The organism is Micromonospora sp. NPDC047793, assembly GCF_040642635.1.
Lineage (GTDB): Bacteria > Actinomycetota > Actinomycetes > Mycobacteriales > Micromonosporaceae > Micromonospora.
In genome coordinates this window covers 704,473-716,741 of record NZ_JBEYSG010000002.1, presented here as the reverse complement: position 1 = coordinate 716,741, position 12,269 = coordinate 704,473, and the positions used below count along the sequence as shown (strand labels likewise).

Annotated in this window: 11 protein-coding genes; 7 read left to right on the top strand and 4 right to left on the bottom strand. The window is 72.1% G+C overall.

What is annotated here, in order from left to right; translation table 11 throughout:
- Positions 1–9: 9 nt before the first annotated feature.
- The 4 genes from ilvA to ABZ738_RS07660 are packed head-to-tail and all read right to left on the bottom strand — an operon-like array spanning position 10 to position 3,965.
- On the bottom strand, positions 10–1,230 hold the full coding sequence (gene ilvA, locus ABZ738_RS07675; protein WP_357211750.1) for a threonine ammonia-lyase: 1,221 nt from the start codon (positions 1,228–1,230) through the stop codon (positions 10–12).
- Positions 1,227–1,400: a hypothetical protein gene (locus ABZ738_RS07670; RefSeq protein ID WP_161594964.1), complete on the bottom strand. Its 174-nt coding sequence runs from the start codon at positions 1,398–1,400 to the stop codon at positions 1,227–1,229. The genes ilvA and ABZ738_RS07670 overlap by 4 nt, the downstream gene beginning before the upstream one ends.
- Positions 1,397–2,806 (bottom strand): amidase family protein, encoded by a 1,410-nt coding sequence (locus tag ABZ738_RS07665; RefSeq protein ID WP_357211748.1) that lies wholly within the window; start codon positions 2,804–2,806, stop codon positions 1,397–1,399. Before ABZ738_RS07665 ends, ABZ738_RS07670 begins: the two co-directional genes overlap by 4 nt.
- A gap of 16 nt (positions 2,807–2,822) precedes the next feature.
- On the bottom strand, positions 2,823–3,965 hold the full coding sequence (locus ABZ738_RS07660) for a cystathionine gamma-synthase (RefSeq protein WP_357211746.1): 1,143 nt from the start codon (positions 3,963–3,965) through the stop codon (positions 2,823–2,825).
- 157 nt (positions 3,966–4,122) lie between these two features.
- Here ABZ738_RS07660 and ABZ738_RS07655 point away from each other — a divergent pair, with 157 nt between their 5' ends.
- The 7 genes from ABZ738_RS07655 (at position 4,123) to ABZ738_RS07625 (ending at position 12,177) form a co-directional block, all read left to right on the top strand.
- Positions 4,123–4,545, top strand: coding sequence for an HIT family protein (locus tag ABZ738_RS07655; protein ID WP_131053548.1), 423 nt, complete (start codon positions 4,123–4,125; stop codon positions 4,543–4,545).
- A 72-nt stretch (positions 4,546–4,617) separates the two neighbouring features.
- Entirely contained in the window at positions 4,618–5,280 is a 663-nt protein-coding gene (gene msrA / locus ABZ738_RS07650) for a peptide-methionine (S)-S-oxide reductase MsrA (protein ID WP_131053547.1), read from the top strand.
- Between the two features lie 258 nt (positions 5,281–5,538).
- Positions 5,539–7,323 (top strand): N-acetylglutaminylglutamine amidotransferase, encoded by a 1,785-nt coding sequence (locus tag ABZ738_RS07645; protein ID WP_131053546.1) that lies wholly within the window; start codon positions 5,539–5,541, stop codon positions 7,321–7,323.
- 2 nt (positions 7,324–7,325) lie between these two features.
- Positions 7,326–9,221, top strand: coding sequence for an N-acetylglutaminylglutamine synthetase (gene ngg, locus ABZ738_RS07640; protein ID WP_131053545.1), 1,896 nt, complete (start codon positions 7,326–7,328; stop codon positions 9,219–9,221).
- Positions 9,218–10,408, top strand: coding sequence for an osmoprotectant NAGGN system M42 family peptidase (locus tag ABZ738_RS07635; protein WP_131053544.1), 1,191 nt, complete (start codon positions 9,218–9,220; stop codon positions 10,406–10,408). Before ngg ends, ABZ738_RS07635 begins: the two co-directional genes overlap by 4 nt.
- Before the next feature lie 333 nt (positions 10,409–10,741).
- Positions 10,742–11,671 (top strand): ribonuclease Z, encoded by a 930-nt coding sequence (locus ABZ738_RS07630; protein WP_176092591.1) that lies wholly within the window; start codon positions 10,742–10,744, stop codon positions 11,669–11,671.
- Positions 11,668–12,177 carry a GNAT family N-acetyltransferase gene (locus ABZ738_RS07625; protein WP_357211742.1) on the top strand — a complete coding sequence of 170 codons (510 nt, stop codon included), beginning with the start codon at positions 11,668–11,670 and terminating at the stop codon, positions 12,175–12,177. Before ABZ738_RS07630 ends, ABZ738_RS07625 begins: the two co-directional genes overlap by 4 nt.
- The last annotated feature ends 92 nt before the right edge of the window (positions 12,178–12,269 follow it).

Below are 12,269 nucleotides of genomic sequence, written 5' to 3'. Positions count from 1 at the left end.
CTGGCGGTGTCACGCCTCTGGCGCGATCGAGACCTGGTAGCCGCTGGCCCGCAACGCACTGATCAGTGTGTCCGAGTGCTCCACACCCCGGGTCTCCACCGACAGCGCCACCTCGACCTCACCGAGGCGCAGGTGCGGGTGGGCCCGCTGGTGCTCCACGTCCACCACGTTGGCCCGGTGTTCGGCGATCTGCCGCAGCAGCGAGGCGAGCTGCCCTGGCCGGTCGGAGCAGCGCACCGTCACCCGCAGGTATCGTCCGGCCGCCGCCAGCCCGTGCTCGATCACCCGCAGCATCAGCAGCGGATCGATGTTGCCCCCGGAGAGGACCGCCACCACCGGCGGCTCCACATCGACCGCACCAGCCAGCAACGCGGCCACCCCCACCGCGCCGGCCGGCTCCACCACCTGCTTGCCGCGCTCCAACAGCATCAGCAGCGCCCGGGAGATGTCCTCCTCGGTGACCGTGACGATCTCGTCGACGAGTTTGCGGACGTGGGTGAAGGTGACGTCACCGGGCCGACCGACCGCGATGCCGTCGGCGATGGTGGAGAAGTCGGGCAGGCGTACCGGCTCGCCGGCCACCAGTGACGGCGGGAAGGCCGCCGCGCCCGCCGCCTGCACCCCGATCACCCGCACGTCGGGCCGGAGCGCCTTGGCGGCCACCGCCATCCCGGAGACCAGCCCGCCGCCGCCCACCCCGGTGACGATCGTCCTGACCTCGGGACACTGCTCCAGGATCTCCAGTGCCACGGTGCCCTGACCGGCGATCACGTCCCGATGGTCGAACGGGTGGATCAGCACCGCGCCGGTGCGCTCCGCGTACGTCTGCGCGGCCACCAGAGATTCGTCCACCGTGGCACCGACCAACTCCACCCGGGCGCCGTACCCCTTGGTGGCCACCACCTTCGGCAGCGGCGCGTTGACCGGCATGAAGACGGTGGAGTGCGCGCCGACCAGGCCGGCGGCGAGAGCCACCCCCTGCGCGTGGTTGCCGGCGCTGGCCGCCACCACCCCCCGCTCCCGCTCCGCCGCCGACAGCCGGGAGATCCGCACGTACGCGCCACGCACCTTGTACGACCCCGCGCGCTGGAAGTTCTCGCACTTGAGCCAGACCGGCCCGCCGAGCGCCGCGCTCAGCGGGCGGAAGGGTTCCAGCGGGGTGGTGCGGGTGACCTCGGCGAGCAGTTCCCGCGCCGCCCGCACGTCGTCCAGGCTGACCAGTTCCGTCATGCCCCGATCGTGCCACCCGCCCCACCGGCGTTCCCCGGGGCCCGGACCGGCGTGGACGCCGAGCGCGGCACGTCCGGTACGGCGGCGGCCGGCGGACACCCGACGACGCGGGCCACGTCGACCGGGCCGCTCTCGTCGGCCGAGCCACCCGCGTCGGTACGCACGATCACGCGCTGGCCGGTGACCCCGTTCCGACGCGCGGGTAACCGGGAGCGTGCCGAGTCCACGGTGCCGCCATCTCGAACTGTCCGGCGACGCCGAGCAGCAGCAGTTCCGACCCGGGCGGCCCGACCAGTTGCACGGCCAGCGGCAACCCGTCCGGGCGACGGCCCACCGGGACCACCAGGGCGGGCAGGCCGGCGATGTTCCACGGTGCCGCGTACGGGGCGTACCTGATGTTCACCAGCATGTTGGCCCGCCAGGACCGGGCCGACCAGCTCGTGGCCGGGGGCGGGGCGCTGGCCAGCGCCGGGGTGAGCAGCAGGTCGACCGAGTGGTCGGCGAAGAAGCCGATGGAGCGCGCACGCCAGGCCGTCCGGTCGGCCTCCCGGACGTACCCGCGCCGCCACGCCCAGTCCCCGAACGTGACGTGCCGACGGCTGCGCGGTTGCAGGTCGCGCCGGTCGATCCCGGCGGCCCGCACGTCAGCGGCGGCGGCGGCGAACCAGGTCGCGATGCCCTGTAGGCCGAGGGCGGTCGGATAGACCGGGTCGGCCGGGACGGCGTCGTGCCCGGCGGCGGCGAGCAGCCGACCGGCGGCGGTGACCGCGTCGCGGTTCGGCGCGTCCGGCGAGACCCCGCGCACCGGCGAGCGCAGCGACAGCCCGACCCGCAGCCGCTGCGGCGGGACCAGCTTCTCCTGGGCCCGGCCGGCGAGCACCTGGAAGCCGACCGCCGCGTCGGCGACCGTGGTGGCGAGCATGCCGTGCTCGGTCAGCCCGAACCAGTCCTCCGCGCCGAGCTGGCAGGGCACCACGCCCCGGCCGGGCTTCAGGCCGACCAGGCCGCAACAGGCCGCCGGGATGCGGATCGAGCCGAGACCGTCGTTGCCGTGCGCGATCGGCACCAGCCCGGCGGCGACCGCCGCCGCCGCGCCGCCCGACGAGCCACCCGGGGTACGCCCCAGGTCCCAGGGGTTGCGGGTGACCGCGGTGCCGTCGTCGGTCACCCCCCAGAGGCCCAGCTCGGGCATCCGGGTGACGCCGAGGATCACCGCGCCCGCGCCGCGCAGCCGGCGGACCACCTCGTGGTCGGCCTCGGCCACCGGGGTACGCGCCGCAGCCGACCCGTTCCAGGTGGGCACCCCGGCCACCGGGGTGTTCTCCTTGACCGCCACCGGCACCCCGGCCAGCGGCAGGTTGCCCAGGTCCTCCTGCTCGTCGACCTTCTCCGCCTCGGCGACCGCCTCCCCGCCGCGTACCGTGCGGAACGCGGCGAGGTCGACGTCGGCCTTCGCGACGTGGTCGAGATGGTCGGCCAGAACCTGGGTGGCGGAGACGTCGCCCCGCCGTACGCCCCGGGCGATCTGTTTGGCGGTCGCCCCGACCCAGGTCGGCATGATGTCCTGCACGGCCACCCTCCCCAGCCAGCGGTCAGCCCAGCGCCTGCTCCAGATCGGCGAGCAGGTCTTCGACCGTCTCGATGCCGACAGACAGTCGCACGAGATCGGAGGGAACTTCAAGCGGCGAGCCGGCAGCGCTGGCGTGTGTCATCCGGCCCGGGTGCTCGATCAGGGATTCCACCCCGCCGAGGGACTCCGCGAGCACGAAGAGTCGGGCCCGGTTGCAGATCTCGACGGCGTGCTCCTCACCCCCGGCCGCCCGGAACGAGATCATGCCGCCGAACCGGCGCATCTGCTTGGCGGCCACCTCGTGACCGGGGTGCGACGGCAGACCCGGGTAGAGGACCTCGCGCACCTTGGCGTGCCCGTCCAGGTAGCCGACGATCCGTTCGGCGTTGTCGCAGTGCCGGTCCATCCGTACCCCGAGGGTCTTGATGCCGCGCAGCGTCAACCAGGCGTCGAACGGGCCGTTGACCGCGCCCATGGCGTTCTGGTGGTAGCGCAGTTCCTCGCCGAGCCCGGCGTCGGCCGCCACCAGCGCCCCACCGACCACGTCGGAGTGACCGCCGACGTACTTGGTGGTGGAGTGCACGACCACGTCCGCGCCGAGGGCGATCGGCTGTTGCAGGTACGGCGAGGCGAACGTGTTGTCCACCACCAGCAGCGCCCCGGCGTCGTGGGCGACGGCGGCGAGGGTGGCGATGTCCGCGATGCCGAGCAGCGGGTTGGTCGGCGTCTCCAACCAGACCACCTTGGTGGTGCCGGGCCGGATCGCGGCCCGGACGGCGTCCGGGTCGGAGACCTTCGCCGGGGTGTACGACAGCCCCCACCGCTGGGCCACCTTGGCGAACAGACGGTACGTGCCGCCGTACGCGTCGTCCGGGATCACCACGTGGTCGCCGGGGCCGCAGACGGTCCGCAGCAGCGTGTCCTCGGCGGCCAGACCGCTGGCGAAGGCGAAACCGACCGGCCCGCCCTCCAGCGCGGCCAGGCACTCCTGGAGCGCGTCCCGGGTGGGGTTGCCGGAACGGCTGTACTCGTATCCGAGCCGGGGCGCACCGACGGCGTCCTGGGCGTACGTGCTGGTCTGGTATATCGGTGGGATCACCGCGCCGGTGCGGGCCTCCGGGTCCTGGCCGGCGTGAATCGCGAGCGTCTCGAAGCCGTGGGTCATGACGCAGACGTTAGTCCTCCCCCGCGTCCCATCGTGTGGGAGCCGACTCACCGAGTCGCCCGGCCCACCATGTCGGTCCTGCGAGCGGTGCTGGGCGGGCCTGACGCTGCTGGCGGGCCGACAGGCGGAGTTTCGCCGCCGGCCATAACCTGAGCCGATGGCGGGATGTGTGTTCTGCGGGATCGTGGCGGGCGAGGTGCCGGCGTTCCGGGTGGTCGACACCGCCGACGGCGTGGCGTTCCTGGACACCCGTCCGGTGTTCAAGGGGCACGTCCTGGTGGTGCCCCGTACGCATCTGGTCACCCTCGCCGACCTGCCGCCGGAGTCGCTGGCCGGCTATTTCGGGCTGGTCCGGCGACTCACCGTCGCGGTGGAGACCGGGCTGGGCGCGGGCGGCACGTTCGTGGCGATGAACAACAAGGTGTCCCAGTCGGTGCCGCACCTGCACACCCACGTGGTTCCCCGGACCAAGGGCGACGGTCTGCGGGGCTTCTTCTGGCCGCGTACCCGCTACGCCGACGACGCCGAGGCGACCGCGTACGCCGAGCGTGTGCGGGACGCCGTGCCGGGCGGCGCCTGACCGCGCGCGGGGCGGGTAAGGAAGTGGGGTCCGCCGGTGTTGCACGCGGGGAAGGACGAAAGGAGTTCCACCGTGTTCCTCCGCAGCATGAAGGCCGAGATGATCTCTCCTGACCGTGCCCTGCCCGGCCGCGCGATCGCGATGCCGGTCGCCGACCGGCACGAGGTGCTCGGGACCCCCCTCAAGGGGCCGTTTCCCGAGGGCTCGCAGGTCGCCGTCTTCGGCATGGGGTGTTTCTGGGGTGCCGAGCGGTTGTTCTGGACCCTCCCGGGCGTCTACACCACCTCCGTCGGATACGCGGGTGGGTACACCCCGAATCCGACCTACGAGGAGGTCTGCTCCGGCGGGACAGGGCACGCCGAGGTGGTCCAGGTCGTGTACGACCCCGCGACGATCAGTTTCGAGGACCTGCTGAAGGTCTTCTGGGAGAACCACGACCCGACCCAGGGCATGCGCCAGGGCAACGACGTCGGCACGCAGTACCGCTCGACGATCTACACCACCACCGACGAGCAGTTCGCCACCGCCGAGGCGTCCCGGGAGGCGTTCGCGCCGATCGTGGCCCGGGCCGGCAAGGGCGAGATCACCACGGAGATCGACCGCCTCGGCGACTACTTCCTGGCCGAGGACTATCACCAGCAGTACTTGGCACCCACCAAGAACCCCAACGGCTACTGCAACCACGGCCCGAACGGGCTGAGCTGCCCGGTCGGCGTGGCGCGTACCGCCGGCTGACCGTCTCGCGTGCCGGCTCGCCCACCCGGGCGGGCCGGCAGGTGCCCGGAGATCGCCGATGATCCAAATTGCGGCGCTCGTCACAGTCGGGCAGGTAGGGCAAGTAGGACAAACCGCTACAGGCAGGCCCCGATCGCCCGCGCTCGCCGGGAGATGGCACCCGGTTGATCGCGCGGGCGCGGATGATAGCAATGCTGTTACACGACCGTCATGGTCTCAACAGGCGAATCGCAACAACCTCTGGCAGCATTGGCTCGCATGTGCGGACTAGCTGGGGAGTTCCGACGGGACGCGTCGCGTGCCGACGTCGGGACGGTGGAGCGAATGGCCGCCACGATGTGCGACCGGGGGCCTGACGGTGGCGGTGTGTGGGCCCAGGGACCGGTCGCTCTCGGCCATCGTCGTCTGAAGATCATCGACCTGTCGGCCGCCAGCGGCCAACCCATCGTCGACTCGGCCGCCGGCCTGACCGGCGTCTTCAACGGCTGCATCTACAACTACCGCGAGTTGCGCGCCGAGTTGGCGGCCAAGGGCCACCACTTCTTCTCCAGCGGTGACAGCGAGGTCGTCATCAAGGCGTACGCCGAGTGGGGGCTCGACTTCGTCGACCACCTGGTCGGCATGTTCGCCGTGGCGATCACCGAACGCGACACCGGCCGTCTGGTGCTCGCCCGGGACCGGCTCGGCATCAAGCCGCTCTACCTCGCCGAGACGCCCGGCGTGGTGCGCTTCGCCAGCACCCTGCCCGCCCTGGTGGCGGGTGGCGGCGTGGACACCACCATCGACCCGGTCGCGCTGGCCCACTACCTCAGCTTCCACAGCATCGTGCCGCCGCCGCGCACCATCCTGCGCGGCGTCACCAAGCTGCCCCCGGCCACCGTCCGGGTCTACGAGCCCGACGGCGCCACCCACGAGCGCGTCTACTGGGACCCGTCCTTCCTGCGTCGGGACGAGTACTCCGGCTGGTCGGAGAAGGACTGGCAGGACGCGCTGCTGGAGTCGCTGACCACCGCCGTACGGCGGCGCATGGTCGCCGACGTGCCGGTGGGCGTGCTGCTCTCCGGCGGCCTGGACTCCAGCCTGGTGGTGGCCCTGCTCGCCGGTGAGGGGCAGCGCGGGCTCGCCACCTTCTCGATCGGCTTCGACGCGGTCGGCGGCCGGGAGGGCGACGAGTTCCGCTACTCCGACGTGGTCGCCAAGACCTTCGACACCGACCACCACCAGCTCCGGGTCGCCGCCCAGGACCTGGTGCCGCCGCTGGAGGCCGCCGTGGCGGCCATGAGTGAACCCATGGTCAGCCACGACTGCGTCGCGTTCTACCTGCTCAGCCAGGAAGTCTCCCGACACGTCAAGGTGGTCCAGTCCGGCCAGGGCGCCGACGAGATCCTGGGCGGCTACCACTGGTACCCGCCGCTGGCGGAGGTCGGCCGCGAGCAGGCGCTCGACACGTACGCCAAGGCCTTCTTCGACCGCGACGCCAGCGGCCTGGCCCAGGTGCTCAACCGGGACTGGCTGACCGGCACCGACCCGGCGCGGGAGTTCGTCGCCGCGCACCTGGCGCGGGCCGGCGCGCAGACCGCGGTCGACGCCGGGCTGCGCCTCGACACGCAGATCATGCTCACCGACGACCCGGTCAAGCGGGTCGACAACATGACCATGGCGCACGGGCTGGAGGCCCGGGTGCCCTTCCTGGATCACGAGTTCGTCGAACTGGCCGCCGCCTGCCCCCCGGAGCTGAAGCTGGCTCAGGGTGGCAAGGGGGTGCTCAAGGAGATCGGCCGCCGGGTCCTGCCGCACGAGGTCATCGACCGGCCGAAGGGCTACTTCCCGGTCCCCGGCCTCACCCACCTGGAGGGCAAGCTCCTCGACCGGGTACGGGACGCGCTCTCCGCGCCCGAGGCCCGACGCCGCGACCTGTTCCGCACCGATTACGTCAACGCCCTGCTCGACGCTCCCAACGCCGAACTGACCCCGTTGAACGGAAACAAGCTGTGGCAACTCGGACTCCTGGAAATGTGGCTCCAGAGCCACGGAATCGACTGACCGTGACCGACACCCTGGCGACCGGGGTGGCCCGGACCGACCGAGGTCGAGGCGCGGGACGTCGCTACGAGCGGGTCGGGCCGGGCGGTGATCCGATCGCCGCGAGCCCCGGCGGGGACGCCACCGACGACGACCGTGCCGGCGGCGACGAGGGCGTCATCCTCGACTGCGGGTGGGGGCGGCTGGTCTTCGGCCAGACCTTCACCGACCAGGCCGCCGTCGCCGACGTGCTGCGCTCCGAGGCGGCCGGCGCGCGGGACATCTGCATCTATCTGCGGGACCCGCACGTGCTGGTCTCCCGGCTGCCCGACGAGTTGTTCATCGACCCGTCGCTGACCTTCCGGCTGCCGCTGGGCGGGGCCCGCTCGGGTCCGCGTCGGGCCGACGGCACGACCGAGGAGGCCGGCAACGCCGACACCCCGGCCGCCGTGAACGGGCGCGGCGAACTGCCCGGGGTACGCATCCGCCGGCTGCGCGACGCCGCCGACGCGGACGCCGTCAACAGGATCTACGCGGCCAACGGCATGGTCACCGCCCCGGTGGACATCCTGGTCGACAACGCCGCCACGGACCGTTTCCTGCACCTCGTGGCCGAGGCGGTGACCGGCGAGATCGTCGGCACCATCACCGGCGTCGACCACGTGGCGGTCTTCGACGACCCGGACAACGGGGCCAGCCTCTGGTGCCTGACGGTCGACTTCAACCAGGCGCCCCCCGGCACCGGCCAGGCGCTGATCACCGAGCTGGCCACCCGGCTGGTGGCGCGGGGCCGCGCGTACGTCGACCTCTCCGTGCTCGCCGAGAACGCCGGGGCGATCCGGCTGTACGAGCGGCTCGGCTTCTATCGCACCGCCACGCTCTGCGTGAAGCGGAAGAACCCGATCAACGAGCGGCTGTTCCTGCCGGCCATGCCAGCCGGTTACGACGAGCTCAACCCGTACGCGAAGATCGTCGCCGACGAGGCGATGCGCCGGGGCATCCGGGTGGAGGTGACCGACGCGGCCTGGGGTGAGCTGCGGCTGACCAGCGGCGGTCGGACCATCCTCACCCGGGAGTCGCTCTCCGAGCTGACCTCGGCGGTGGCCATGAGCCGCTGCGACGACAAGCGGGTCACCCGCCGCATCCTGACCGAGGCCGGCCTCTCGGTGCCGCGCGGGCGGACCGCCACCGGTGACGCCGCCGACGCGGAGTTCCTGGCCGAGGTGGGCCAACTGGTGGTCAAGCCGGCCCGGGGCGAACAGGGCAACGGCATCACCGTCGGCGTCCGCACCGACGAGGCGCTGGCCGCCGCCGTCGAACTGGCCGCCCGGTTCTGCCCCGAGGTGCTGCTGGAGGAACTGTGCACCGGTGAGGACCTGCGGGTCGTCATGATCGACCACGAGGTGGTGGCCGCCGCCGTACGCCGCCCCGCCTCGATCACGGGTGACGGCGTGCACGACATCACCGAGCTGATCGCGCGGCAGAGTCGCCGTCGGGCCGCCGCCACCGGTGGCGAGTCCCGCATCCCGCTCGACGAGATGACCCGGGACGTGGTCACCGAGGCCGGGTACGCGCTCTCCGACATCCTGCCCGAGGGCCAGGTGCTGGCCGTGCGGCGGACCGCGAACCTGCACACCGGCGGCACCATCCACGACGTCACCGGCGAGCTGCACCCGGTGATCGCGGAGGCGTGCGTGGCCGCCAGCCGGGCCCTCGACATCCCGGTCACCGGCCTCGACCTGTTGGTTCCCGCCCCGGACCGACCCGAGCACGTCTTCATCGAGGCCAACGAGCGGCCGGGGCTGGCCAACCACGAGCCCCAGCCCACCGCCGAACGCTTCGTGGATCTACTTTTCCCCGGGACTCGGGCACCGCAACGGTTGTGGACCCCGGCCGGTGCGGCACCATCTGGGGCATGACCGTACGCAAGACCACTCCGCTCCCCATCGACCTGGACTATCTGCGTCAGGTGATGGTGGAGTTGTTGGACATCCCGAGCCCGTCGGGGCGCACCGACCACGTGCAGCAGTACGTCGGTGAGCGCCTGTCGGCGCTCGGCATCCCGTCGACGCTGACCCGCCGGGGCGCGCTCAGCGCCTGCCTGCCCGGTCCTCGGGAAACCGGGGCAGACAGGGCGATCGTGGTACACACCGACACCATCGGCGGGATGGTCAAGCGCCTGAAGGAGAACGGTCGGCTGGAGTTGAACCCGATCGGCACGCACAGCGCGCGGTTCGCCGAGGGCGCCCACGTCCGGGTCTTCACCGACGACCTGGACCGGGTGGTCACCGGTCAGGTCCTTCCGCTCAAGGCCAGCGGGCACCGCTACAACGAGGCGGTGGACGAGCAGGGCATCGGCTGGGACCAGGTCGAGGTACGCATCGACGAGCCGGTAGAGGACATCGCCGGCCTGCGGGCGCTCGGCATCGACGCGGGCGACTTCGTGGCGTTCCTGCCCAACCCGACGGTCACGCCCAGCGGCTACGTCAAGTCCCGGCACCTGGACGACAAGGCCGGCGTGGCGGCGGTGCTGGCCGCGATGAAGGCGATGGTCGACGCGGGCGTGAAGCCCGCCGTCACCGCGCACCTGCTGGTCACCGTGACCGAGGAGATCGGCCACGGCGCGTCGCACGGGCTCGACCCGGACGTGGCCGAGATCGTCTCGGTGGACGCGGCGGTGGTCGCCCCCGGGCAGCAGTCCCGGGAGAACGCCGCCACGCTGGCGATGGGCGACGGGGTGGGACCGTTCGACTACCACCTGACCCGGAACCTCGCGGCGATCGCCCGCGAACACGACGTCGACCTGGTCCGCGACGTCTTCGACTACTACCGCTCGGACGTGGCGGCGGCGGTCGAGGCGGGCGCGCACGCCCGGGTGGCCCTGCTCGGCTTCGGTGTCGACGCCACCCACGGGCACGAACGCACCCACCTGGACGGGCTGCACCACCTGGCCCAGTTGCTCTGCCTCTATCTCCAGAGCGACCTGGTGTTCCCCGAGTGGGACGCCGAGCCGGAGGGCGACCTGGCCGACTTCCCGTCGCTGGCGGTGCAGCCGGCCAGCGCGGACGGCCCCCGCAAGGGCCCGATCGGCATCGCCCAGGACTGACCGGTACGCCCGGCACGGGCCGCCCCGACAGATGTGATCGAAATCCGTTGCCGGTGCGGCCGTCGCTGGATAACGTGGCGGTACACGTGAAAGGAGGTGGTCCAGACTTGTATAGCAATCGGACTCGTGAGGTGGCTGTCCGCTAGCCGCTGTCCTCGACAGTGACCGTCTGTTCCGCAGGCGGGCAGTAACAAGCGTCGAGACCGTGTGGCAGCGGTGCGGCGAATCCACGACAAGCCACCCGACCCCCGGGGTGCCGACTCAGTCCAGTCGGTCCGCGCCAGCGCGGAAACCCCGGGGGTCGCCCTTTGTCCGGGTCCCCTGGAGGTCGCCGTGTCCATGCGCGAGCTGGTGGTGCTGGGAACGGCCAGCCAGACACCGACCCGGGCCCGCAACCACAACGGGTACGTGCTCCGCTGGGACGACGAGGTGATCCTCTTCGACCCGGGCGAGGGCAGCCAGCGGCAACTGCTGCACACCACGGTCACCGCCACCGACCTGACCCGGATCTGCGTCACCCACTTCCACGGCGACCACTGCCTCGGCCTGCCCGGCACCATCCAGCGGCTCTCGCTGGACCGGGTGCCGCGACCGGTGGCGGTGCACTTCCCGGCCGAGGGCGCCGAGTACTTCGCCCGGCTGCGGCACGCCAGCTCCTTCCACGAGACCGCCGAGCTGGCCGTCACACCGATCGAGGCGGACGGCCAGCGCATCGCGCTGCGTTGCGGCACGCTGGAGGCACGTCGACTACGGCACCCCGTCGACACGTACGGCTATCGGCTGGTGGAGCCGGACGGCTACCGGATGCTGCCGGAGAAGCTGGCCGCGTACGGCGTCGACGGGCCGGCGGTCGGCGAGCTGCAGCGCGTCGGCCACCTCGACCGGGACGGGCGGCGCGTCACCCGGGAGGAGGTGAGCGTGCCCCGCCCCGGGCAGCGGTTCGCCTTCGTGATGGACACCGGCCTCTGCGACGGGGTGTACGCGCTGGCCGAGCAGGCCGACCTGCTGGTCATCGAGTCGACGTTCCTGGAGTCGGAGGCGGCACTCGCCGCCGAGGTCGGGCACCTGACCGCCGGCCAGGCCGCGCGGGTGGCGGCCGAGTCGGGGGTGCGCCGACTCGTGCTGACCCACTTCTCCCAGCGCTACGCCGACCCGTTCCGCTTCGCCGAGGAGGCCCGCCGGCACTACGACGGGGACCTGGTGATCGCCGAGGATCTGACCACGATTCAGGTGCCGCCCCGCCGGGTACCCTCGGCGGAGTGACTGTCACGCTGCGTGCCGCAACCGCCGAGGACCTGATGGCGGTGGGCCGGCTCCACCAGAGCTCGCGCGTCGCCGCCTACTCGTCGTTCCTGCCGCCGGAGGCGTTGGCCGACCCGAGCCCGGAGGCCATGGGTGAGTACTGGGCCGAGCGATGGATCTGGGAGCGTGACAGCCACCGGATGATCCTGGCCATGCGGGGCGACGCCCTCGCCGGCTTCAGCTACTCCGGCCCGGACGACGAGGACGACCCGGACACCGGGCTGCTGTGCGCGATCCACCTCGCTCCCGCCGAGCGCGGTAGGGGCGTCGGTCGGGCGCTGATGGTCGACGCCCTGGCGAGCATGCGGACGCGGGGCTGGCGCCGCGCGGCGCTCTGGGTGCTGCGCGAGAACGCGCCCGCCCGCCGCTTCTACGAGCGGGGCGGCTGGTCCCCCACCGGAGTCGAAAGCGTCGAAGTAATCGGCACGACCCGGACTCCCCAACTGCGCTACACCCGTGCGGTGTAAGGAAGGGCACCTTCTTAACGCCTGCGGTAGAGCAGGGGTCCCCTGCTAACAGTCGATCTCACAGCTTCCCGATGTCGACATCGCGGAGCCGC

Coding starts and splice junctions, on each gene's coding strand:
- ilvA (WP_357211750.1), bottom strand. CDS start 1,230: ATGACGGAACTGGTCAGCCTGGACGACGTGCGGGCGGCGCGGGAACTG.
- ABZ738_RS07660 (WP_357211746.1), bottom strand. CDS start 3,965: ATGACCCACGGCTTCGAGACGCTCGCGATTCACGCCGGCCAGGACCCG.
- ABZ738_RS07635 (WP_131053544.1), top strand. CDS start 9,218: ATGACCGTACGCAAGACCACTCCGCTCCCCATCGACCTGGACTATCTG.
- ABZ738_RS07645 (WP_131053546.1), top strand. CDS start 5,539: ATGTGCGGACTAGCTGGGGAGTTCCGACGGGACGCGTCGCGTGCCGAC.
- ABZ738_RS07655 (WP_131053548.1), top strand. CDS start 4,123: ATGGCGGGATGTGTGTTCTGCGGGATCGTGGCGGGCGAGGTGCCGGCG.